The sequence below is a fragment of the Nocardia sp. NPDC051981 genome (assembly GCF_040680715.1).
GTDB lineage: Bacteria > Actinomycetota > Actinomycetes > Mycobacteriales > Mycobacteriaceae > Nocardia.
Genome location: NZ_JBFAXK010000006.1, coordinates 302,263 through 324,050, shown reverse-complemented (window position 1 = coordinate 324,050; position 21,788 = coordinate 302,263). Strand labels below are relative to the sequence as shown.

Here is a 21,788-nt window from a genome sequence, read left to right as displayed (position 1 = left end):
CTGACCCCGATGGGCCTGCACCAGTTTCGAGTGCACGCGCCGTGCTTGCTGCAACGATTTCCGGATCGACATGGCCGGCTTGCTCCTGTTCCGAGGGCACGGTGTTCGCGCCACCTACCTCGTAAGACGGTCCGGAGCAGGGAAATTCAGCGGCTCCGGCAACCCGGTTCGACGGATTCCCATCACACGCGAATCACGCACGCGCAGCGCTGGGACGTTTGCTACTCGGACGCCCCTCCGGTAGCGAGGAGCTTCCCGAGCAAGGTCGTCAGCTGGACCCGTTCCTCGGGAGTGAGCGCGGCGAAGGCGCCGGCCAGGAAGCCCGGGATCGCGACCTCGGCGGTCCGCAACCGCTCCCGTCCGGCCGCGGTGATGGTGACCGCGTACGAGCGCCGGTCCTTCGGGTTGCGTTCCCGGCGAATGTAGCCCGATCGTTCCAGGTCGTCGCAGACGGTCACCATGACGCTGCGATCGATGCGGAGTTCGGCGGCCAGCGTCTGCTGGGCACAGTCGCCGACCGCGTCCAGCATCTTCAGCACCAAATGCTGTCCGACCCCCAGTTCCGTTGCGGCGGCATGGGCTTCACCGGCCTTGGCCACCACGGCCGAGGCGCGGCAGAGGGCGATATCGGGGCGTTCGGCGGCGAGAGCCTGGAAATAGGACGGTCTGGCGGCAGGCATGATCTCCTCGTTCGATCACGGCCAGCCTACCAAAACCATCTGCACACAAATCGTTTGACAGCAGATGATTGCCACGCCTACGGTCCAATCGTCTGGGCGCAGATGATTTTCGCGCAGACGATCTCGGAACCCGTTGGGCCACAGGAGCCGCCATGACGCTTGACCTCTCCCCCGATGAACTGCTGTCGACCACCCGGGCCGTGCGTCGCCGCCTGGACTTCGACCGGCCGGTGCCGCGCGACCTCATCGAGGAGTGCGTCGATCTCGCCACCCAGGCGCCCACCGGGCGCAACCGCCAGCGCTGGCACTTCCTGGTCGTCACCGAGGCCGCGCAGCGCCGGGAGGTGGCCGAGATCTTCCGCCGAGCGCTCGCGCTCAGCGAGGCCGCGCCGCTGTCGCGGGACGACCTGGCGCGCATGCACGTCCGGCCGGGCAGCATGGCGCGGGTGTTCGACGGCGTGCGCCATCTGGCCGACAACATCCACCGCGTGCCCGCGTTCGTGATCCCCGCCGTCGAGGGCCGCACCGACGCCGCCTCGGTCCAGATCCAGTCCGGCACCTGGGGATCGATCCTTCCCGCGGTCTGGAGCTTCATGCTCGCCGCCCGCGCCCGCGGCCTCGGGACCGTGCTGTCGGCAATCCTGGGCGTGCCCTACGACGAGGTCATGCTCGCCGCGTTCCTGCCGCTGGCCTACACGCTCGGCACCGAGTTCAAGCCCGCTGTCCGCGTCCCCCGCGACCGGGTCCTGCACTGGCAGCACTGGTGACGGGCGAGGCACCGGGCGAATCCTGGGGCACGCGGGCATTTCAGGGTTGTCTGTAACCCTAGTTAGCACTTACCTTGGAGTGTGTTGCACCGCACAGGAGCGGCCTCGGCTTCGGCTTCCGGGCGGCGCGGCACAGAGACGAGGAGGCAATGATGGCTCTGACGACGATGTCGGGCTCCGTTCCGGCGGCACGAGACTACGCGGATGTGCTGCACACCCTGTCGGAGGGATCGGTGCACCGCCGATTCGATCCGTATCTCGATATCGCCTGGGACTCACCCGAATTCGCGATCGACCCCCAGGACCCGCGCTGGGTGCTGCAACCGGACATCGATCCGCTCGGCGCGACGCAGTGGTATCAGAACCTGCCCCTGGAACGGCAGATCGAGATCGGGCGGTGGCGGATCGCCAATGCCATCAAGGTCGGCGCGGCCTTCGAGAGCATCCTGATCCGCGGCATGATGCAGTACATCATGAAGCTGCCCAACGGGTCGCCGGAGTTCCGCTACTGCCTCCACGAGATGACCGAGGAGTGCAACCACATCCAGATGTTCCAGGAGCTGGTCAACCGGATCGGCGTGGACGTCCCGGGGATGCGGCCCCTCTTCCGGAGGCTATCGCCGTTCATCGGCGTGGCCGGCGGTTATGCCTGGCCGATTCTGTTCATCGGCATTCTCGGCGGCGAGGAACCGATCGACCACTATCAGAAGGCGGTCATCCGCAATGGCGCGAAGCTGCCGCCCGCGGTGGTGCGCTGCATGGAGATCCATATCGCCGAGGAGGCCCGGCACATCTCCTTTGCCAATGAGTTCCTGAAAGAGCATGTGCCGGGTTTCAATCCGCTGTATCGCAATGTCTGCGGTATCGCCTTCCCGCTCGCCATGCGGTGGCTGGCCGGTGAGATCATGGCTCCCCCACCGGAATTCGCGCGCACCTTCGACATCCCTCGCGAGGTCATCAAGGAAGCGTTCTGGCGCTCCCCCACCGCGTCGAAAATCCTCTCCGGATACTTCGGCGACATGCGCTCCCTCGCCGGCGACCTGGGCCTGATGAACCCGGTCACCAAACGGCTGTGGAAGCTCCTGCACATCGACGGCGACCAATCCCGCTACCGCAGCGAGCCCGAGCGCCGGGCCGCCTGACCCCGGGGGGATACCCACCGGAATCACCCGTTCGACGTACGATCGGAAAATGCAATCCATTTGGAAGGGCTTTCGGTAGCGGGAAATCGCGAATACCGAAGGCCCACACCAGGACCGGCAAACAAACAGCTCAAAGGCCATAGAGGCGTTCCGATATTCCAGATTGCTGGTGCGTAGGGGCCTCGGCGTCCACCATGAAAGGAGCTTCGGTAATCGCCCCGGCCGCCCATGAACGACGAACGCATCGTCACCATCGCAGCCCTGACCCTCACCGACGGAGGCCACGACAACGAGTCGCCGCCAATGTGCGGTGAAGGGACGGTCGTGGCGGCGGAGGTAGTCGATGAAGCTGTATGCCTGCTCGCGGTACCAGCGGGCTTGCCGCGGCCATGAGTTCGGCGGCGGTGTAGCGGGCGAGCTCGGGGTGCAGAAACATTAGCCCCGCTAAAATATGCTGATTCGTGCCATTCGCAGCATTCCCTATGGACATAGGCGTCCTGATATGAATTAACGTCAATCAGGCAAGGTCAGCTACCTATAAGCAGATTTGCAAGATGCCTCGTCAACGCGCTTCCCCGCGCGTCACCGAGACCATACGACGGCCAATCGCACACGACTCGCTTTCGAGGCGAAATGCGCACACGACATACACGATTCATCGCCTCTCGATTCTCCGGACGAAGGGCTCGATGCGATCCGAGGCAGATTCGGGGTGAGCGGGGTCGCAGGCTCGAGCAACGCTGCTGGCCGCCCTCGATAATCCAGGCGTCGGGGTTGATTGCCAGGCTTTGGGCCGACGTTAAGGCAAAGGGTGCAACGTGATTCCATCCGCGCGAATGCGATCTATGCTGAACGACACCGGCACAAACACAATATTCACCCGAGACGTTGAGACGAGGTGTGCCATGTCCATGTCTCCCACCCTGCAGGATTGCCTGCGTCAGAAATCCTCGCGGTACGAAGTCGTGAACCACCCTCATAGCGATACGAGCATGCAGACGGCCGCGGCGGCGCACATCCCCGCCGATCGCCTCGCGAAAACCGTACTGCTCGAGGACGACAACGGCTATGTCGCAGCCGTGTTGCCGGCGACGCAAGCGGTGCGGCTGGACGATCTCTGGGCGCGGACCGGCCGGCATCTGGTGCTCGCGAAGGAAGTCGAGCTGCGGAAGCTGTTCACGGACTGCGATACGGGCGCGTTGCCGCCGATCTGCATGGCCTACGGTATGCAGACGTTCCTCGAGCAGGATCTGGCGCTGGAGCCGGAGGTCTATTTCGAGTCCGGCGATCACGAGGCGCTCATCCATATGGTGCAGCGCGAATTCCTGTTGCTGATGGAAACGGCCGAAGTCGCACATTTCTCGTACAGGATGTAGCGCGTCGCGTCTCGAGCGGCAACCAGTGCATGACCGCACGAGTGGACCGGGTTCCTAGCCGTTCTCGAGGGCCTGCGAGCGCGTAGGCCGGACGGCACGTTGCAGCGGCGCCTGCCATCGGGCCCGCGAGCCCAAGCCGCCTACAAGCCGTCAGACGCTCACCAACAGTCACCGACGACCACCAACGACCAGGGCAAATCCGCAGGTCCCGGTGCGGTGCGGTAGAACGCTGACCTGGGACGACGTACGCTGGCCAAATGCGGTCCATTTGGAAGGGCTCCATCGCGTTCGGACTGGTGAATGTCCCCGTGAAGGTCTACACCGCCACGGAGGACCACGACATCAAGTTCCACCAGGTGCACGCCGCCGATGGCGGGCGCATTCGCTACGAGCGGTTGTGCACGGTGGACGGGCAGCCGGTGCAGTATTCCGATATCGACCGGGCCTACGAATCACCCGACGGGGATCGGGTGATTCTCACCGACGAGGACTTCGCCAAACTTCCGGCGGCCGAGAAACACGAAATTCCAGTGTTGCAATTCGTGCCGTCGGAGCAGATCGATCCGATTCTCTTCGACAAGAGCTACTACCTGGAACCCGATTCGAACACGCCGAAAGCCTATGTGCTGCTGGCGAAGACCCTCGAACGGGTGGACCGGGTGGCGCTTGTGCATTTCACGCTGCGCCAGAAGACCCGGCTCGGCGCACTGCGGGTGCGTGACGGGGTGCTGGTACTGCAGACGCTGCTGTGGCCGGACGAGGTGCGGGCGGTGGCGTTCGACAAGCTCGAGGACGTGACCGAGCCCAAGTCCCAGGAATTGCAGATGGCCGAGACGCTCGTCGACACCCTGTCCGACGATTTCGATCCCGGCCTGTACGTGGACGAGTATCAGATCGAATTGAAGAAACTGCTCGACGAGGCGATCGCCAGCGGTTCCAGCAAGGTCACCCGGGCGCCCGAGGCAGCGGCCCCGGCAATGGATGCCGAGGTCGTGGACCTGGTCGCGGCCCTGCAGCGCAGTCTCGAAGCCTCCGGACGCAAGACGGGTACCGCGCCGGCCAAGGCCACCAAGGCCGCGAAGGCGACCGCGGAGAAGAAGCCCGCCAAGAAAGCCGCGAAGAAGGCTCCGGCCAAGCAGACCCGCAAGGGCGCCTGATAGCACGCCACCCGCACGGCCTCGCCACCCGGCGGGCGCCCGCGTAGCCAGCACCCACCTGGCAAACTGTCGGGCATGGATTCCGACATATCCAGCCATCCGGACATCGCCGTCGTGCCCATGGGGCTCGGACATCTGCGTCAGGTCATCGACCTCGGCTACCAGGTGTTCGACACCCAGGCCAAGCCCTACACCTCATGGTCGCTAACCTCGGTGGCCGAGCACCTCGACAGTGCCGGCCGGTCCTGCTGGGTGGCGGTGGATTCGGATCGGGTCGTCGGATTCGTGCTGGCCTCCATGGAATTCGAGCTGCGCGAGGATTGGGCGTACCTGGAGTGGATCGCCGTGGCGCCCGAGATGCAGGGGCGCGGTGTCGCGGGCCGGCTCATGACCGCGTGCTGCGATCTGCTGTTCCAGCACGGTGCGGCCCGCATCGTGACCGACGTGGAGAACCACAACACGGCCTCGGCGTCCATGATGCGCAGGAACGGGTTCACCGAGGGCACCACGGTCACACTGTTCGTGCGGCCCAATCCGGACGAGGCCGTGGCCGGGGCCGACGAGCAGGTCACCCTCGGACCCGGCACCAAGCGCGATCTCATCCGGCGCGGCCGGATCACCGGGGACGGGCGGCACGGGCGGCCCGCCCGCTAGTTGTCGGACCCTGACGCTACGGTCGCGGGCATGACCGCCGTCGACGAGACCATGACCGCCATCAACGACGCCGTAACCCTTGGCCGCCAAGGTGATGCGGCGACGGCGCGGAAGCAGCTGACCGCGCTGTGGGACACCATCGGCGCGGGCGGCGACCCGCTGCACCGGGTCTCGCTCGCCCATTTCCTGGCCGACCTCCAGGCGCATGCGGCCGATGCGCTCACCTGGGACATCCGGGCCCTCGATGCCGCCGACGCACTGACCGACGAGCGGGCCCAGGCCCACCATGCGGGGTTGAGTGTCCGGGGCTTCTACCCGTCGTTGCACCTGAATCTCGCCGACAATTACCGCCGCCTGGGCGCGTTCGACACCGCCCAGCGCCACCTCGACGACGCCCGCGACCGGCTCGACGCCCTCGGCGAGGACGGCTACGGGCTCGGAGTGCGGGCCGGCATCGCGAATGTCGAAGCGGCACTGGCGGAACGCTCCACCGAGCAGCTACCCACGCACCCCGCCGCGTCGTAACGGTCGCCTGACCTTCGAGAATGTCGGCCCGATGATCATTGCCGGGCCGGACCAGGCGATATACGCTGGCCGCGACCACCGCCCAGCGAAGGGAGCGCCTCGATGCCGGAGCCGCGATCGGAAGTAGCTGCGCCGCAAGCGGATCCCAGGGTGCGACGCGCCGGACTGGGCGTGATCCTCCTGCTGGCCGTCGCCGCGAGCGGACCCGTCGCGATGGCCGGTCCGGCCGCCGCCGATGTACCCGGCACGGCCACGCCGGTTTCCTGCTCCCCCGCCGAACTGGCGATGGGCCTGCCCACCCGCACGCCGGTGGGCGACTGGTCGGAGAATCTGGGATTCGACGCGACCGGGGACGTCTGGGTCGCGCGCACCTACCGCAATGCGGTGGAGCGGTATGACCGGGACGGTCACATCGTCGTCAGCGTGCCGGTATCGAGCCCGGGCGCGGTCCGGCTCGGCCCGGACGGGCTGATGTACGTGACATTCGGCAATTCACCCTTCGCCGGGCTCGCCGGGCAGGGCGGCGTGCTCCGATTCGATCCCGCCGCGACCGTTCCGCGGCCCGAGGTCTTCGTCTCCGGGCTCGGCCAGGCCAATGGGGCCGCCTTCGATGCGGCCGGGAATCTGTTCGTCGCCGACACCACCGCCAATACCGTGGAGCGGATCCGGCCGGACGGGACACTCGACACCGAGTGGACCGAGCGGGCCCGGAACGCGCTGGCGGCCAAGGGATCCGGAGCCGACGGGATCGCCGCGGCCGGGAACATCCTCTATGTGACCCTGCTGGAGAGCCCCACGGCGCGCATCGTCGCGCTGCCCATCGACGATCCGGACCGGGCCGGCGTCGCCGTCGATCTGGCGCCCGCGCCGCTCACCGCACCGCTGCTCCCCGACGATCTGGCGATAGCTGCGGATGGATTGCTCTATATCGCTACCGGCAGTGGGCAATTCGTGCGGGCCGATCCGGTCACCCACACCAGCTGCACGCTGCTGTCGGGACAGCCGCTGACCTCCGTGGCCGTCAACCCGTCCGACGACCACACCTTCATCCTCGGCACCGAGGGCGGCGATGTACTGAAGGCGCACCTGCCCTGACGTCAATTGTCCTGCGCGGCACGGGCTCTGCCCTCCCGGAAGAACTCCATCAGGCCCTCGACCGTCGTCACCTCGGCGCGCGGGCGCATCGCCCCGAAGGACGTGTTCCAGAACTCGCCCTCGCGCCGGGTCCACGGACCGACATACGCGTAGGGCTGCGGGTTGTCCCAATCCCCTGGGGAGACGCCGTAATTCACCTCGTCGACAGCGACGGACAGATCGAAGTGCTCGGGCCACAGCACCGGTTGTACCCCGGCGAAGCGCCGTAATGCGGTGTCTCCCACCGCGAACCAGTCGTGCACCGTGGTGGCGGCGCCGGCGTCGACACTGAAGGATTCGTCCGGATCCATGCGGGTGCCATCGGCATACAGGCCCGCGGGCGGGGCATCGGCCGCGAATCCGGCGGTCGAAGCGAGGTCACCGTAGGTGCCGTGCAGGCGGATGCGGCCCTGTGGCCACACCAGATCGGTGCCCGTCACCGACACCGGCCACTTGATGCCGGTGAAGCCGCCCAGCACGATACGCATGCGGATGCTGCCGAATCGGCGGTACTGCGGGCCGGCGATCAGCAGCTCGGCCGCCGCGTGCATTGCGAACCGAGTGTCCTCGTAGGTGATGTCCTTCACCGGGAAATCATCTCCGTCCGGCTGGGAGTGTTGCTGGAAAATGGACTCTGGCAAACAAAACAGCGCCACACCGGACGAATCCGGTGTGGCGCCTGGGTGATTCGCGATCGGTCAGCTCGCGTTGTCGGTGCACGCCGACAGGATGACCTTGGCCTGGCGCGGCGAGGACGACCCCGTGTCCGGGAAACCCGGGGCGCTCTTGCCGAGGACGTTGATGGCGGCCGACTCGGCCTCCACCTTGGACGGAGCCCACGCCCAGCCGAAGCGGGTGTCGGCGCCCTGTGCGACCGCGCCGCAGGCATTGGCGAAGTGCACGACGACCGCACAGTCGCCGCCGCCGCACTTGTCCACTGCGGTACTGTCCGCGCTGTCCCAGCTGCCGTAGTTCACGGCATAGGCGACGTTTCCGGTGCTCTTGGACAGCGCGAGCGCGCCGTAAAGGTCACCGGAGGTGGCGACGAAGACCGGTTCACTGTCCGCCGCGGAGGCGGTTCCGGCGGCCACGGTGCCGATCGCGGCCATCGACGTAACGGCGAGGCCTACACCGGCCTTGCGCAGCAACGACATTCGATACTCCCCGGGGATGGAAGGTAATAACGGCCGTCATCATGCCAGACGCTCAGACCCTGCGCATGACCGAGACAACCTTACCCAGCACCTGGGCGTGGTCGCCATCGATCACCGGGTAGGCCGCATTGCGCGGCTCCAGATACACATGCCCATTGGCGCGGCGGTAGACCTTGACGGTGGCCTCGCCGTCGATCATGGCGGCCACGATCTCGCCGGTGTGCGCCTCCTGCTGCTTGCGCACCACCACGATGTCGCCGTCGCAGATGGCGGCGTCGACCATGGAGTCACCGCGAACCCGCAGGCCGAAGACGGTGCCACGGCCCACCAGCTCGCGCGGCAGGGACAGCACGTCGTCGGTGTGCTCCTCGGCCAGAATCGGCGTACCGGCCGCGATATCGCCCACCACGGGCACCGGCACCGAATTCTCGTCCTGCTGCCGCTGCGGCCCCGCCGCCCGCAGGAACAGCCGCACATCCATGGGCCGGGTCACCGATTCACTGCGCTTGAGAAATCCTCGCTCCTCCAATTCGCGTAAATGCCGCGAAACAGACGAAGCCGACTTCAACCCGACCGCATCGCCGATCTCCCGCGTACTCGGCGAATACCCGTGCCGCTGCACCCAATCGCGAATACTGCACAGAATCCGCTGCTGCCGCTCCGGCAATGTGGAGGTATCGAGATGCTCGAACCCGTCGAAGTCGTCATAGGTCACCGGAGAATCCTACGGTCCGAACCGGCCGTTCCCGGCCACGACCGGCCGTGTCACTCAGGGTCACAACAGGCTGCGTCACTCCGGCGACGACGGCTGCGTCACTCCCGGCCATGTCACGACGGATGCGGCGCATCCTGACGGCTCTGCGGGCGACGCGCATAGGGTGGGTGGCGTGCAAGATCACGAGAGGCTGTTCGACCGGGTGCGCGGGGCGCTGCTGGGCGGAGCGATCGGGGACGCGCTGGGGTGGCCGATCGAGTTTCTGTCGCTGCAGCAGATCCGGGGCCGGTACGGGGCGGCGGGGGTTACCGGATTCCTGCCCGGCCCGGATCCGGCCGCGCCACAGCAGATCACCGACGACACTCAGATGACGCTGTTCACCGCCGAGGGGCTGCTGCGCTGTCCGCCGGGTGCGGACCCCGCGCCGGCGCTGCGCCGCGCCTACCTGCGGTGGCGGGATACTCAGCAGCAAGAAAAACCTGCGGCCGATGTGGACGGGTGGCTGGCGGGGCACCGATTCCTGTATGCCATGCGGTCTCCGGGCAATGCCTGCCTGACCGGGCTGCGGCGGCAGGCCGAAGGGTTCGTGCCGCCGTTGGAGTTCGGGGAGCCGGGGCCGGTGAATCCGAAGTCGAAGGGGTGCGGGACCGTGATGCGGTCGGCGCCGTTCGGGCTGGCCGGATTCGGTGCCGACCGCGCGTTCTATACCGCCATGCGATGCGCCCAGCTCACCCACGGCCACCCGACCGGCTACCTCGCGGCGGGCGCCCTCGCAATCTTGATCGACAGCGTCCTGTCCGGAACCGAACTGCCGATCGCGGTGCAGGACACCATCTCCCGGCTCGCCCCGATGCCCGCGAGCGCCGAAACGATCACCGCGCTGGCCGCCGCCCTCACCACCGCGCACCTTGGTGACCCTACCCCGGAGCGGCTGGAGCGAATCGGCGCGGGGTGGTGCGCCGAGGAGTGCCTGGCCATCGCCGTGTACTGCGCACTGCACACCTACCGCACCGGCGACATTCGCGCCGGGCTCCTGCTGTCGGTCAACCACTCCGGCGACTCGGACTCGACGGGTGCGGTGGCAGGCAACCTCATCGGCGCCATCCACGGCCTCGAAACCTTGCCCATGGAATGGGTGGCCGCCGTCGAGGGTCGCGACGAATTGTTCCGAGTCGCCGACGATCTCGTCCTCAACTTCTTCTACAACGATCGCACGGCCCTGGCCGACCGCTACCCCCTCGACAGCGACCTCTCTGCCTGACCGGCGGGCCGATCTCGCCGGCTGATTCCCGAATCCCTTCCAGATCCGTCGATCACCGTAACGCGCTGGGCCGACGCATTTTTCGGTGTGGCGCCGCCGAGACCTACCCAGCGGACAGCACAGTCAAGTTGGCCGGGTTCAGCCGAGTGATCAACGGCCCGAGCCGAAAACGACGATGCGGGCCGATCCGCATCGGATCGGTCCGCATCGTCGGCGGTGTTACCGGCCCCGCTAGACCGTGAAGCCGAGGGCGCGCAGCTGTTCGCGGCCGTCGTCGGTGATCTTGTCGGGGCCCCACGGGGGCATCCAGACCCAGTTGATCTGGAGGTCTTCGGCCAGGCCGGAACGCACGAGGGCGTTGCGGGACTGGTCTTCGATGACGTCGGTCAGCGGGCAGGCCGGGGAGGTCAGGGTCATGTCGAGTTTGGCGATGCCGTCCTCGAAGGTCATGCCGTAGACCAGGCCGAGGTCGACGACATTGATGCCCAGCTCGGGGTCGACGACGTCGCGCATCGCCTCCTCCATGTCCTCGAGGTGCTGGATCTCCTCGGGGGTGAGTTCCATGGCCTGCTGGTCGGTTTCGCTCATCTCTACTCCCCGTTGCCCATCGTCTTCTTGGCTTCCTCGGCCGAGGCTATCCGCACCACGGCATCCTTGAACGCCATCCAGCCCAACAGCGCGCACTTCACGCGGGCGGGGTACTTGGCGACGCCGACGAACGCGATGCCGTCGCCGATCACCTCTTCGTCGCCCTCGACGGTGCCACGGCTGGTGACCATCTCGTCGAACGCCTCGACCACCTTCAGCGCCTGCTGCACCGGCAGGCCGATGACCTGGTCGGTGAGCACCGAGGTGGACGCCTGGCTGATCGAGCAACCCTGGCCGTCGTACGACACGTCCTTGACGTCGCCGTTGTCGTCGATGTGCACACGCAGCGTCACCTCGTCACCGCAGGTGGGGTTGACGTGGTGCACCTCGGCGCCGAAGGGCTCGCGCAGCCCTCGGTGGTGCGGGTGCTTGTAGTGGTCCAGGATGACTTCCTGGTACATCTGCTCCATGCGCATGTTCTATGCAACTCCGAAGAAGCTCTGGGCCTTCCGCACCGCGGCCACCAGCTGATCGACCTCGTCGAGGGTGTTGTACACCGCGAACGAGGCCCGCGCGGTCGCGGCGATACCGAAGTGCCGGTGCAGCGGCCACGCGCAGTGGTGACCCACCCGGACGGCGACACCCTGGTCGTCGAGGATCTGGCCGACGTCGTGGGCGTGAATACCGTCCACCAGGAACGACACCGCGCCACCGCGGTTCACGTTCTCGGTCGGGCCGATGATGCGGACGCCGTCGATCTCGCCCAGGCCCTCGAGCGCCGCGCCGATGAGCGAGTGCTCATGCGCTGCAACGGCTTCCATGCCGACATTGCTCAGATACCGGACAGCCGCGCCCAATCCGACGACCTGCGAGATCATCTGCGAGCCCGCCTCGAACCGCTGCGGCGGCGGGGCGAAGGTCGAATGATCCATGAACACGGTCTCGATCATGGAACCACCGGTGATGAACGGCGGGGTGTCCTCGAGCAGCTCGCGGCGGCCGTACAGGATGCCGACTCCCGAGGGGCCCAGCATCTTGTGGCCGGAGAAGGCGGCGAAGTCGACGCCCAGCGCCTTGAAGTCCACCGCCATGTGCGGCACCGACTGGCAGGCGTCCAGCACCACGATCGCGCCGACTTCCTTTGCGCGGCGCACCAATTCGGCGACATCCGCGACCGCGCCGGTCACGTTCGACTGGTGGGTGAAGGCGACCACCTTGGTGGCCGGCGACAGCTCCAGCGAGTCCAGGTCGATGCGACCCTCGTCGGTGACGCCGTACCACTTCAGCGTCGCACCGGTCCGGCGCGCGAGCTCCTGCCACGGCACGAGATTCGCGTGATGTTCGAGCTCGGTGATGACGATCTCGTCGCCGGGCCCGACGCGGTACGGGAATCGGTCGTCGGAGAAGGCGTAGGCCACCACGTTCAGCGACTCGGTCGCGTTCTTGGTGTACACGATCTCGTCCGCGCCGACGCCGACGAACGCCGCGATCGCCGCGCGCGCCGCCTCGTAGGCCTCATTGGCCTCCTCGGCGAGCTGGTGCGCGCTGCGATGCACGGCCGCGTTGTGTTCGAGCAGGAATTCCCGCTCGGCGTCGAGCACCTGCAGCGGACGTTGCGACGTCGCACCGGAATCCAAGTACGCCAACGGTTTTCCGTCGCGCACGGTCCGGCTCAGGATCGGGAAGTCGGCCCGGACCCTGGCGATGTCGAGAGTCCCCACGGTGCTTGTCATTTAGGCTCCTACGACAGAATCTGATTCGCGGCTCGCCGCGGATGAGGTGAAGCGCACGTAGCCATTCGCGTCGAGTTCCTCGGCCAGCTCGGGGCCGCCCTCGGCCACGATGCGACCGCCCACGAACACGTGAACGAAGTCCGGCTGGATGTAGCGCAGGATGCGGGTGTAGTGGGTGATCAGCAGGATGCCGCCGGTCTCCCGCTCCTTGTAACGGTTCACACCCTCGGAAACAATCCGCAGCGCGTCCACGTCCAGGCCCGAGTCGGTCTCGTCGAGGATGGCGATCTTCGGCTTGAGCAGGCTCAGCTGCAGGATCTCCTGGCGCTTCTTCTCACCGCCGGAGAAACCCTCGTTGACCGAGCGGTCGCCGAAGGCCGGATCGATGTCCAGCTCGGACATGCCCTCCTTGACTTCCTTCACCCAGGTGCGCAGCTTCGGGGCCTCGCCGCGGACGGCGGTGGCGGCGGTGCGCAGGAAGTTCGAGACCGAGACGCCCGGGACCTCGACGGGGTACTGCATGGCCAGGAACAGGCCCGCCCGCGCCCGCTCGTCGACCGACATCTCCAGCACGTTCTCGCCGTCGAGGGTGATGGTGCCCTGGGTGACGGTGTACTTGGGGTGCCCGGCGATGGCGTAGGACAGGGTCGACTTGCCGGAGCCGTTGGGGCCCATGATCGCGTGGGTCTCACCGGACTTCACGGTCAGGTTGACGCCCTTGAGGATCTTGATGGGCTCGGCGTTCTCGTCCGGGTTGGCGACCTCGACGTGCAGGTCCTTGATTTCCAGGGTGGTCATCGAATTCGAATTCCTTTGCGGGGATGGGAAGTTGGTGTCAGGCGCCGACAGCGGCGAGCTCGGCCTCGATGGCCGCCTCGAGCCGCTCCCGGACCTCGGGGACCGTGATCTTCTGAATGATCTCGAAGAAGAAACCGCGCACGACCAGACGCCGCGCCGCCTCCTCGGTGATACCGCGCGAGCGCAGGTAGAACAGCTGCTCGTCATCGAAACGCCCAGTGGCCGAAGCATGTCCGGCGCCGACGATCTCGCCGGTCTCGATCTCCAGGTTCGGCACCGAGTCGGCGCGCGCACCATCGGTGAGCACCAGGTTGCGGTTGGCCTCGTAGGTGTCGGTGCCCTCGGCTGCCGCGCGAATGAGCACGTCGCCCACCCACACGGTGCGCGCGTCCGGCTTGCTGGAGGACGGATCGCCCTGCAGCGCACCCTTGTACAGCACGTTCGACTTGCAGTGGGGCACCCCGTGATCGATCAGCAGGCGCTGTTCGAAGTGCTGGCCGTCATCGGCGAAGTACACGCCGAGCAGCTCGGCGTCGCCGCCCGGACCGTCGTAGCGCACAGTCGCGGTCAGGCGCACCAGATCGCCACCGAGGGTGACATTGGTGTGCCGCAGGGTGGCGTCCCGGCCCAGCTTGCCGTGGTGCGCGGTCGCGTGCACGGCGTCGTCGGCCCAGTCCTGAATGACGATGACATTCAGCTTGGCGCTGTCGCCGAGCACGAATTCCACGTTCTCCGCGTAGGTTCCGCTGCCGCGCTGGTCGAGGACCACGTTCGCGTGAGCGAAGTTGCCCAGTCGGATCTGAGTGTGCCCGTAGGCGGTCTTGCCCTCTCCCGGACCGGTGATGGTGATGACGACCGCCTCGGCCACTTCGGTTTCCGCACCGATCGACACGATGGTCGCGTGCTCGAAACCCGAGTACGCCTGCGCGGCAACGCGATCGGTGGGGGTACCGGCGACACCCAGGCGAGCGTCGTCACGGCCGACGGTCTCCACCGTCACGCCCTCGACAGCGTTCGCCTCCACGACGGTCCGGCCGTCCGGAACGGCGGTGCCGTCGTGCAGACCACGCAGGCGACGCAACGGGGTGAAGCGCCACGCCTCGTCATGCGCGGACGGCACCTCGAAGGCGTTCACGTCGAAGGACGCAAAAACCTCGCCCTTGTTGATCGCCGGCACACGGCCCTCGGCGGCAACGGCAACATTCTCGACCGTCATCAGCCGACGGCTCCTTCCATCTGCAGTTCGATCAGGCGGTTCAGCTCCAGGGCGTACTCCATCGGGAGCTCCTTGGCGATCGGCTCGACAAAGCCGCGCACGATCATGGCCATGGCCTCGTCCTCGGTGAGGCCGCGGCTCATCAGGTAGAACAGCTGGTCCTCGGACACCTTCGACACCGTGGCCTCGTGGCCCATGGTCACGTCGTCCTCGCGGATGTCGACGTAGGGGTAGGTGTCGGAGCGAGAGACGTTGTCCACCAGCAGCGCATCGCACTTCACGGTCGACTTCGAACCGTGCGCACCCTTGTTCACCTGAACCAGGCCGCGGTAGGAGGCACGACCGCCGCCACGCGCCACCGACTTGGAAATGATGGTCGAGGAGGTGTGCGGCGCCAGGTGCAGCATCTTCGCGCCGGTGTCCTGGTGCTGGTCCGGACCGGCGAACGCGATGGAGAGCACCTCACCCTTGGCGTACTCACCGGTCATCCACACGGCCGGGTACTTCATGGTCACCTTGGAGCCGATATTGCCGTCGACCCACTCCATGGTCGCGCCCGCCTCGGCCTTGGCGCGCTTGGTCACCAGGTTGTAGACGTTGTTCGACCAGTTCTGGATGGTGGTGTAGCGGCAGCGGCCGCCCTTCTTCACGATGATCTCGACCACCGCGGAGTGCAGCGAATCCGAGGAGTAGATCGGCGCGGTGCAGCCCTCGACGTAGTGGACGTAGGCGTCCTCGTCGACGATGATCAGCGTCCGCTCGAACTGACCCATGTTCTCGGTGTTGATGCGGAAGTACGCCTGCAGCGGGATGTCCACGTGCACGCCCGGCGGCACGTAGATGAACGAACCACCCGACCACACCGCCGAATTCAGCGCGGAGAACTTGTTGTCACCCGACGGGATGACCGAGCCGAAGTACTTCTGGAAGATCTCCGGATGCTCCCGGAGACCGGTGTCGGTGTCGAGGAAGATGACGCCCTGCTTTTCCAGGTCCTCACGGATGGAGTGGTAGACGACCTCGGACTCGTACTGCGCGGCGACACCCGCGACCAGCCGCTGCTTCTCCGCCTCCGGGATGCCCAGCTTGTCGTAGGTGTTCTTGATGTCTTCGGGCAGCTCTTCCCAGGACGCGGCCTGCTTCTCGCTCGAGCGCACGAAGTACTTGATGTTGTCGAAGTCGATGCCCTCGAGGTTGGAGCCCCAGCTCGGCATGGGCTTCTTGTCGAAGATGCGCAGCGCCTTGAGACGGAAGTCGAGCATCCATTCGGGCTCGTTCTTCTTCGCCGAGATGTCGCGTACGACGTCCTCGGACAGGCCGCGCTTGGCACTGGCACCGGCGACATCCTCGTCGGCCCAGCCGTACTCGTAGGTGCCCAGGGACGCGATGGTCTCTTCCTGGGACAGCGGCTGCACCTGGTCGGTGGTCGTCGTCATTCGGCACTCCTTCCGGAGTCATGTGTAGAAGTCGTTGCGGGCTGCGCAACGGGGGTCGATGCGGAATTCTTTTGGGCGGTATTCGATATAGGGGGCACTGCGACGAGCGGGACGTGCGTGGTGCAGGCGCAGTCGCCATTGGCGATGGTCGCCAGGCGCTGCACGTGCGTACCGAGAATCTCCCGGAAGGCTTCGAGCTCGGCCGCGCACAGCTCCGGGAACTCCTCGGCGACATGCGAGACCGGGCAGTGGTGCTGGCAGATCTGCACGCCCGCACCGACCTTCCGGGTCGAGGCAGCGAATCCGGCGTCGGTGAACGCGTCCGCGATCTCCTCCGCCTTGGCCTCGGTCTCGGCCGGAGTGTGCCCGGCGAGCTCGTCGACCCCGGACACGATGGTCGCCACCCGCTTGCGCGCGAACTCCGCGATGGCCTGGTCCCCGCCGATCTCCCGCAGCTGCCGCATGGCGGCTCCGGCGAGGTCATCGTAGGCGTGCCCGAGGCGGCCACGGCCGGTGGCCGTCAGCTGGAACTGCTTGGCGGGACGACCGCGGCCCTTCTGCTGCCACGGCGCCGACCGCATGGCGCGGGCCTCGCCCGATTCGATGAGCGCGTCCAGGTGCCGGCGCACGCCCGCCGGGCTCAGGCCCAGGCGTTCGCCGATGGCGGTCGCGGTGATCGGGCCCTCCTCCAGCAGCAGCTTGATGACGGCTTCCCTGGTATGGCCCTCACCCGCCGGCACGGGCACGACAACGGACCGGGCACCCTCGTGTTGGTGCCCGGCCTGTTCCGCGTTCCGCAAACCCACGGTTTTCACAACATCAGTGTGACGGAATTCCATCCCTTGTTCCAGTAAGGGTCACCTGACCTGATCTTCGCGACCTGGGGCGATGGGTTCGGGTGTGATTCGGGCCACCATACATATCCGGGCATTCAGGAAATTCGACCCGGTCACGGTGGGTTTCCGAAGACGTGAACAGTGTGCTCGTGGTGGGTGCGACGGGAAACGTCGGCCGGCAGGTAATTGCCCAACTGGTCGCGGCGGGGATCCGGGCACGAGCGCTGGCTCGCGATCCGGGGACCGCCGGCCTGCCGCCCGGAGTCGAGGTGGTGGGCGGGGATCTGGCCGAGCCGGAATCGCTGGGCGCGGCCGCGGACGGGGTCGACTCGGTGTTCCTGGTGTGGCCGTTCCATGGGACGGAGGGCGCGGCGCAGGTGCTGAAGGTGCTCGCCGAGCACGCTCAGCGCGTCGTGTATCTGTCATCCACGACGGTGAACGACCAAGGGCCGCAATCGGATCTGATTCCGCGGTTGCATGCCGAGATGGAGGGGCTCATCGAGGCCTCGGGGCTGCCGTGGACCGTGCTGCGCGCGGACACCCTCGCCTCCAACGCGCTGGGCTGGGCGGGGCAGATTCGCGCCGGTGACGTGGTGCGCGGGACCGAGGTCGCACCGAGCGCGGTGGTGCACGAGGGCGATATCGCGGCCGTGGCGGCGCGACTGCTCACCGATCACTCGCACACCTGGCGGAAATACCTGGTGACCGGGCCGCGGGTGGTCGGGCGGGCGGATCAGGTCGCGGCGATCGGCGAGGCGCTGGGCCGTTCGCTCCGGTTCGAAGCGCTGCCGCTGGAGGTGGCGCGGGAGTCGATGACCGGGGCCGGACTGCCGGGCCGGCTCATCGAATCACTGCTGTCGATGGCCGAATTCCGGCCACGCTCGGATCTGGTCACGACAACGGTGGCCGACCTCACCGGGCGGCCGGCGCGGGATGTCCGGGACTGGGCCGCGGAGCATGTGGAGAAATTCCGGTAGCCGACCGGTCGCCCGATGTCGGCTCAGTGCGGCGCGGGCATAAGTTCGATGACAATCGAATTATCACTGGGGTGCGGGCACAAGAGCGCCCGCCGTCCAGACGACGACATCCACGAAAGCCGGTGCCAGCATGCCCATCGCACTGTCCCTCCTCGACCTGGCGGTGATCGCGCCCGGTCAGACCGCGCGTGACAGCTTCCAGAACAGCGTCGCGCTGGCACAGGCGGCGGAACGCAGTGGGTACCGTCGGGTCTGGTATGCCGAGCACCACAATATGAAGTCGATCGCCTCCAGCGCGACCAGCGTGCTCATCGGGCACGTGGCCGGGCATACCGAGACCATCCGGCTCGGCGCGGGCGGAATCATGCTGCCGAACCACTCGCCGCTGGTGATCGCCGAGCAGTTCGGCACCCTCGAATCGCTGTACCCGGGTCGCATCGACCTCGGGCTGGGTCGCGCGCCGGGCAGCGATCAGGAAACCATGCGGGCGCTGCGGCGTAACCCGTCCTCGGCGGACACCTTCCCGCAGGATGTGCTGGAGTTGCAGGGGTACCTGACCGGGAACTCGCGGATTCCGGGCATTCAGGCGGTGCCGCGCGCGGAAGGCGTTGTGCCGCTCTACATTCTGGGGTCGTCGCTGTTCGGCGCGCAGCTCGCTGCACACCTGGGCCTGCCCTACGCCTTCGCCTCGCACTTCGCGCCCGACTCCCTGCACGAGGCCGTCCGCGAATACCGCGACCGGTTCCGGCCCTCCGAACAACTGGCCGAGCCGTATGTCATGGCCGGGGTCAATGTGTTCGCGGCCGAGGACCGCGCGCAGGCCGAGGAGCAGAAGACCATCTCCTACCGGGCGCGCACCCGCGCGTTCATCAAGCGCGGCGCGGCGGGCATGGACTTCTCCGACGAGGAGATCGACGCCTTCCTGGCCTCGCCCAACGGCCGTCACCTGGCCAGGATGACCACGTACACGGCCGTCGGCACACCCGCCGACGTCGTCGCGTACCTGGAGGACTTCGCGGCCGGCATCCAGGCCGACGAACTCATCACGGCGCATCACGCCCAGAACATCGACGACCGGGTGCGTTCGATCGAGCTGACCGGCGCGGCGATGGACGCACGCGAATCCGTCACCCGCTGAAGGACATCAGCCGACCTCTATGCCGACCCGTCGCTCTTCGCCGGTGTATTTCGCCCGAGAGCGACGGCGGTGACAGCGAAAAGGACCAGGGCGAGCCAGATAAAGGCATTGTGGTCGAAGAAGGCGAAAGGGCCCCGGTTCGGGAAGTCGAAGACGCTCTCGCGATGGACGCCGAACAGGATGAACAGACCGCCTGAACAGACGAGGAAGACGGCGAGTAGACCCGCGACGGTGGGGACGGAGCGGTGGCGATTCGCCAGATGGGCCAGGTAGATCAGCAGGGGCGCGAGCCAGACCCAGTGGTGGATCCAGCTGTACGGGGAGACGACGGTGCTGGTCAGGCCGCACAGGACCACGGCCGGAAGTTCGCGGCCGGTCCCGGAGAGCCGGCGGGCCAGCACAAGGCAGACGGCGGTGATGACGAGAGCCGCTGCGAGCCACAGCAATTGGCTGCCACCACCCGAACCCAGCGAGCGGGCGAGCATGCCGCGCAGCGATTCGTTGTCCGGATTCTCGGGGGCGCCGACGCGGGAGGCGTCGGCGAACCCGCCGCTCCAGAAGGTCAGTGAATCCTTCGGCAGCACAGCCAGACCGATCACCATCGTGGTCACCAGAGCGCCGGTCGCGGTGGCGGCGGCCCGGAATCGTCGGGTCACCAGCAGGTAGAGAATGAAGAACGCCGGAGTCAGCTTGATACCGGCCGCGATGCCGGTCAGTACGCCTTTCACGCGTGACGAATCGGGCAAGGCCATATCGGCCAGGACGAGGAGCAGCAACAACATGTTGACCTGGCCGAACGCCATGGTCTCGCGGATCGGCTCGCACAACAGCAGCAGCCCGGCAGCGGTCGGTCCCACGATCAGCATGCGACGATCGCGGCGATAGCCCAGCACCGACAGGGCTGCCCACACCGATCCGGTGAGCATGAGGAAATTCGCGAGCCCGCCGACCCAGGTGAATGCCGCTCCGTGCAGTGCCGCCAGGGGCACGAACATCAGCGCCGCGAACGGTGTGTAGACGAACTCCCAGACCCCGCGTGTATGGCCGTGCAGCGGTGTGTCGTACACCGAAACACCGTGCACCACCCGGTCGGCCGCAATCCGATAGGCGTCGAGATCGACCAGGTGCAGCGCCATCCGCGGTGCCACGATCGCCAGATGGAGCCAATACGCCCCGGCCAGCGCACCCAGCACCGCCACCGGCCACACCACAACCAGGGGAATCGAGTGCCGCTGCGGCGCAGCCTGATTCGCGGCCGTCGCCTGATCGGTGGCCGGCAACGGCATGCGCACCCCCATGGTCCCGGGTTTCGATTGCCCGCCTGACCGTAGTGACAGGACCCCCCGACCGCGAGCCCCCATTTACTCCTGCGACGCAACAGGGTTCGATTCGGCGCCGCCGAGTGTTCCCTCTCGGTCGTGGCGCCGGACAACGCTGTCTTCGCGATCGTCCCGGTACTGAAGAGCCTGCGCACGCAGCGGGCCTGCGCTCCGGGCGGATCCGCGCCACAGACGGCGCGTGGCCATCGCGTGATCGGGTTCGTCGCGTCCGGCGGTTCGATCTCGCCAATTTCACCCTGATCGCCTGGGGATGAGCCGCTACGTCGTCGTCTTCGCTGCCTCGTTCACGCTTCGCCGACCATCCGGCCCGCGCGCTCGGCCGCGCGCGTATTCCCCACCGCCCTGGCCGGATTCGCGCTGTCGGCGATCACCGGGATCGCCCCTGGGTGTCGAGGCCGATGCATTCACCCGGTCGGGAGACCGGAACCTAGTCGTGGAACGGGTCGGCGTCCTGGCCGGGCAGCCAGGAGCGGCCCGCTTCGGTCCAGCCATTGGCCTTGATCATCTTCTTGGCGGCGCGCTGATTTCGGCCGATGAGGCGGTCCAGGTACAGGTGGCCGAGCAGGTGGTCGGTCTCGTGCTGCAGGCAGCGGGCCAGGTAGCCGGTGCCGGAGACGATGACCGGCTGGTTGTGGATGTCGACGCCCGATACCTCGGCCCAGTCGGCACGCCCGGTCGGGAACCACTCGCCGGGCACCGAGAGGCAGCCTTCGGCATCGTCGTCGGGGTGGGGCATGGTCTCCGGGATCTCGGAGGTCTCGATGCTCGGATTGATGACGTACCCACGCCGGCGGCCGTCGGCTGTCATCAGGTCGTACACGAAAACCGCACGGGGATCGCCGATCTGATTGGCCGCCAGGCCCGCGCCCCGGGCCGCGGTGTTCGTCTCGAACAGGTCCTCGACGAAAGCGGCCAGTTCCGCGTCGAATTCGGTGACGGGCACGGCCGGGGTGGACAGTCTGGGGTCACCGGCGATGAGGATCGGTCGAACAGCCATGCCCCTATTTCTTCCAGAAGCCGGCCGACCGGTTTCCGCTGGGGTCCAGCAGCGGGAATTCGCGACCCGCTACGGCCGCGGAATATTGCGCAGGTTGCTGCGGGCCATCGCCATTGACGGCGATATCGACCGCGGACCCCGAACGTCCGCTCGGCGACGTCGTG

Annotated in this window: 23 protein-coding genes; 10 read left to right on the top strand and 13 right to left on the bottom strand. The window is 67.0% G+C overall.

Annotated features, from left to right (window positions below):
- Nucleotides 1-221: 221 nt before the first annotated feature.
- Nucleotides 222-680 (bottom strand): MarR family winged helix-turn-helix transcriptional regulator, encoded by a 459-nt coding sequence (locus AB0L60_RS14855; protein ID WP_364612915.1) that lies wholly within the window; start codon nt 678-680, stop codon nt 222-224.
- A 152-nt stretch (nt 681-832) separates the two neighbouring features.
- Between AB0L60_RS14855 and AB0L60_RS14850 the strand changes: the two genes are divergently transcribed.
- From AB0L60_RS14850 to AB0L60_RS14820, 7 genes are all read left to right on the top strand, one after another.
- Nucleotides 833-1,447, top strand: a complete 615-nt coding sequence (locus AB0L60_RS14850) for a nitroreductase family protein (RefSeq protein WP_364612912.1) — start codon at nt 833-835, stop codon at nt 1,445-1,447.
- Between the two features lie 152 nt (nt 1,448-1,599).
- A complete protein-coding gene (locus tag AB0L60_RS14845; protein ID WP_364612909.1) occupies nt 1,600-2,589 on the top strand; it encodes a diiron oxygenase in 990 nt (329 codons plus the stop codon).
- Nucleotides 2,590-3,500: 911 nt separating this feature from the next.
- Entirely contained in the window at nt 3,501-3,965 is a 465-nt protein-coding gene (locus AB0L60_RS14840) for a YbaK/EbsC family protein (protein ID WP_364612906.1), read from the top strand.
- A 257-nt stretch (nt 3,966-4,222) separates the two neighbouring features.
- Nucleotides 4,223-5,122 (top strand): Ku protein, encoded by a 900-nt coding sequence (locus AB0L60_RS14835; RefSeq protein WP_364612903.1) that lies wholly within the window; start codon nt 4,223-4,225, stop codon nt 5,120-5,122.
- 75 nt (nt 5,123-5,197) lie between these two features.
- Nucleotides 5,198-5,776 carry a GNAT family N-acetyltransferase gene (locus tag AB0L60_RS14830; protein ID WP_364612900.1) on the top strand — a complete coding sequence of 193 codons (579 nt, stop codon included), beginning with the start codon at nt 5,198-5,200 and terminating at the stop codon, nt 5,774-5,776.
- 30 nt (nt 5,777-5,806) lie between these two features.
- Nucleotides 5,807-6,301 (top strand): hypothetical protein, encoded by a 495-nt coding sequence (locus AB0L60_RS14825; RefSeq protein ID WP_364612897.1) that lies wholly within the window; start codon nt 5,807-5,809, stop codon nt 6,299-6,301.
- 150 nt (nt 6,302-6,451) lie between these two features.
- The gene (locus AB0L60_RS14820) at nt 6,452-7,396 is read left to right on the top strand and encodes a hypothetical protein (RefSeq protein WP_364612894.1); all 945 of its coding nucleotides are present in this window, start codon (nt 6,452-6,454) and stop codon (nt 7,394-7,396) included.
- Nucleotides 7,397-7,398: 2 nt separating this feature from the next.
- On the opposite strand, the gene AB0L60_RS14815 is transcribed toward AB0L60_RS14820, so the two are convergent.
- From AB0L60_RS14815 to lexA, 3 genes are all read right to left on the bottom strand, one after another.
- On the bottom strand, nt 7,399-8,022 hold the full coding sequence (locus AB0L60_RS14815) for a hypothetical protein (protein ID WP_364612891.1): 624 nt from the start codon (nt 8,020-8,022) through the stop codon (nt 7,399-7,401).
- 111 nt (nt 8,023-8,133) lie between these two features.
- The gene (locus AB0L60_RS14810; RefSeq protein ID WP_354846753.1) at nt 8,134-8,589 is read right to left on the bottom strand and encodes a DUF4189 domain-containing protein; all 456 of its coding nucleotides are present in this window, start codon (nt 8,587-8,589) and stop codon (nt 8,134-8,136) included.
- Between the two features lie 52 nt (nt 8,590-8,641).
- Nucleotides 8,642-9,304 carry a transcriptional repressor LexA gene (gene lexA / locus AB0L60_RS14805; protein WP_364612887.1) on the bottom strand — a complete coding sequence of 221 codons (663 nt, stop codon included), beginning with the start codon at nt 9,302-9,304 and terminating at the stop codon, nt 8,642-8,644.
- A 172-nt stretch (nt 9,305-9,476) separates the two neighbouring features.
- Between lexA and AB0L60_RS14800 the strand changes: the two genes are divergently transcribed.
- Nucleotides 9,477-10,565, top strand: coding sequence for an ADP-ribosylglycohydrolase family protein (locus AB0L60_RS14800; protein ID WP_364612884.1), 1,089 nt, complete (start codon nt 9,477-9,479; stop codon nt 10,563-10,565).
- Between the two features lie 231 nt (nt 10,566-10,796).
- On the opposite strand, the gene AB0L60_RS14795 is transcribed toward AB0L60_RS14800, so the two are convergent.
- Genes AB0L60_RS14795 through AB0L60_RS14765 form a run of 7 tightly spaced genes read right to left on the bottom strand, consistent with a single transcriptional unit; the run spans nt 10,797 to nt 17,175 of the window.
- Nucleotides 10,797-11,153 carry a metal-sulfur cluster assembly factor gene (locus AB0L60_RS14795; protein WP_364612881.1) on the bottom strand — a complete coding sequence of 119 codons (357 nt, stop codon included), beginning with the start codon at nt 11,151-11,153 and terminating at the stop codon, nt 10,797-10,799.
- Between the two features lie 2 nt (nt 11,154-11,155).
- Nucleotides 11,156-11,629, bottom strand: a complete 474-nt coding sequence (gene sufU / locus AB0L60_RS14790) for a Fe-S cluster assembly sulfur transfer protein SufU (RefSeq protein ID WP_364612878.1) — start codon at nt 11,627-11,629, stop codon at nt 11,156-11,158.
- A 3-nt stretch (nt 11,630-11,632) separates the two neighbouring features.
- Nucleotides 11,633-12,886: a cysteine desulfurase gene (locus AB0L60_RS14785; protein WP_364612875.1), complete on the bottom strand. Its 1,254-nt coding sequence runs from the start codon at nt 12,884-12,886 to the stop codon at nt 11,633-11,635.
- A complete protein-coding gene (gene sufC, locus AB0L60_RS14780) occupies nt 12,887-13,684 on the bottom strand; it encodes a Fe-S cluster assembly ATPase SufC (RefSeq protein WP_364612872.1) in 798 nt (265 codons plus the stop codon).
- A gap of 37 nt (nt 13,685-13,721) precedes the next feature.
- Nucleotides 13,722-14,900, bottom strand: a complete 1,179-nt coding sequence (gene sufD / locus AB0L60_RS14775; protein ID WP_364612869.1) for a Fe-S cluster assembly protein SufD — start codon at nt 14,898-14,900, stop codon at nt 13,722-13,724.
- On the bottom strand, nt 14,900-16,336 hold the full coding sequence (sufB, locus tag AB0L60_RS14770) for a Fe-S cluster assembly protein SufB (protein ID WP_364612866.1): 1,437 nt from the start codon (nt 16,334-16,336) through the stop codon (nt 14,900-14,902). Before sufB ends, sufD begins: the two co-directional genes overlap by 1 nt.
- Nucleotides 16,333-17,175, bottom strand: coding sequence for a metalloregulator ArsR/SmtB family transcription factor (locus tag AB0L60_RS14765; protein ID WP_364612863.1), 843 nt, complete (start codon nt 17,173-17,175; stop codon nt 16,333-16,335). Before AB0L60_RS14765 ends, sufB begins: the two co-directional genes overlap by 4 nt.
- A 131-nt stretch (nt 17,176-17,306) precedes the next feature.
- Between AB0L60_RS14765 and AB0L60_RS14760 the strand changes: the two genes are divergently transcribed.
- A complete protein-coding gene (locus tag AB0L60_RS14760) occupies nt 17,307-18,149 on the top strand; it encodes an NAD(P)H-binding protein (protein ID WP_364612860.1) in 843 nt (280 codons plus the stop codon).
- Between the two features lie 130 nt (nt 18,150-18,279).
- Nucleotides 18,280-19,287, top strand: coding sequence for an LLM class flavin-dependent oxidoreductase (locus AB0L60_RS14755; RefSeq protein ID WP_364612857.1), 1,008 nt, complete (start codon nt 18,280-18,282; stop codon nt 19,285-19,287).
- Nucleotides 19,288-19,304: 17 nt separating this feature from the next.
- Here the strand turns inward: AB0L60_RS14755 and AB0L60_RS14750 are convergent, their stop codons facing one another.
- Together AB0L60_RS14750 and AB0L60_RS14745 are read right to left on the bottom strand one after the other, a co-directional pair.
- The gene (locus tag AB0L60_RS14750; RefSeq protein ID WP_364612854.1) at nt 19,305-20,573 is read right to left on the bottom strand and encodes a glycosyltransferase 87 family protein; all 1,269 of its coding nucleotides are present in this window, start codon (nt 20,571-20,573) and stop codon (nt 19,305-19,307) included.
- A gap of 481 nt (nt 20,574-21,054) precedes the next feature.
- A complete protein-coding gene (locus AB0L60_RS14745) occupies nt 21,055-21,624 on the bottom strand; it encodes a peptide deformylase (protein WP_364612851.1) in 570 nt (189 codons plus the stop codon).
- Between the last annotated feature and the right edge of the window lie 164 nt (nt 21,625-21,788).

What these genes read in the sequence shown, in the direction of transcription:
- AB0L60_RS14855 (WP_364612915.1), bottom strand. Translation starts at nt 680, where the DNA reads ATGCCTGCCGCCAGACCGTCCTATTTCCAGGCTCTCGCCGCCGAACGC.
- AB0L60_RS14850 (WP_364612912.1), top strand. Translation starts at nt 833, where the DNA reads ATGACGCTTGACCTCTCCCCCGATGAACTGCTGTCGACCACCCGGGCC.
- AB0L60_RS14845 (WP_364612909.1), top strand. Translation starts at nt 1,600, where the DNA reads ATGGCTCTGACGACGATGTCGGGCTCCGTTCCGGCGGCACGAGACTAC.
- AB0L60_RS14840 (WP_364612906.1), top strand. Translation starts at nt 3,501, where the DNA reads ATGTCTCCCACCCTGCAGGATTGCCTGCGTCAGAAATCCTCGCGGTAC.
- AB0L60_RS14835 (WP_364612903.1), top strand. Translation starts at nt 4,223, where the DNA reads ATGCGGTCCATTTGGAAGGGCTCCATCGCGTTCGGACTGGTGAATGTC.
- AB0L60_RS14830 (WP_364612900.1), top strand. Translation starts at nt 5,198, where the DNA reads ATGGATTCCGACATATCCAGCCATCCGGACATCGCCGTCGTGCCCATG.
- AB0L60_RS14825 (WP_364612897.1), top strand. Translation starts at nt 5,807, where the DNA reads ATGACCGCCGTCGACGAGACCATGACCGCCATCAACGACGCCGTAACC.
- AB0L60_RS14810 (WP_354846753.1), bottom strand. Translation starts at nt 8,589, where the DNA reads ATGTCGTTGCTGCGCAAGGCCGGTGTAGGCCTCGCCGTTACGTCGATG.
- AB0L60_RS14795 (WP_364612881.1), bottom strand. Translation starts at nt 11,153, where the DNA reads ATGAGCGAAACCGACCAGCAGGCCATGGAACTCACCCCCGAGGAGATC.
- sufU (WP_364612878.1), bottom strand. Translation starts at nt 11,629, where the DNA reads ATGCGCATGGAGCAGATGTACCAGGAAGTCATCCTGGACCACTACAAG.
- AB0L60_RS14785 (WP_364612875.1), bottom strand. Translation starts at nt 12,886, where the DNA reads ATGACAAGCACCGTGGGGACTCTCGACATCGCCAGGGTCCGGGCCGAC.
- sufC (WP_364612872.1), bottom strand. Translation starts at nt 13,684, where the DNA reads ATGACCACCCTGGAAATCAAGGACCTGCACGTCGAGGTCGCCAACCCG.
- sufD (WP_364612869.1), bottom strand. Translation starts at nt 14,900, where the DNA reads ATGACGGTCGAGAATGTTGCCGTTGCCGCCGAGGGCCGTGTGCCGGCG.
- sufB (WP_364612866.1), bottom strand. Translation starts at nt 16,336, where the DNA reads ATGACGACGACCACCGACCAGGTGCAGCCGCTGTCCCAGGAAGAGACC.
- AB0L60_RS14765 (WP_364612863.1), bottom strand. Translation starts at nt 17,175, where the DNA reads ATGGAATTCCGTCACACTGATGTTGTGAAAACCGTGGGTTTGCGGAAC.
- AB0L60_RS14755 (WP_364612857.1), top strand. Translation starts at nt 18,280, where the DNA reads ATGCCCATCGCACTGTCCCTCCTCGACCTGGCGGTGATCGCGCCCGGT.
- AB0L60_RS14750 (WP_364612854.1), bottom strand. Translation starts at nt 20,573, where the DNA reads ATGCCGTTGCCGGCCACCGATCAGGCGACGGCCGCGAATCAGGCTGCG.
- AB0L60_RS14745 (WP_364612851.1), bottom strand. Translation starts at nt 21,624, where the DNA reads ATGGCTGTTCGACCGATCCTCATCGCCGGTGACCCCAGACTGTCCACC.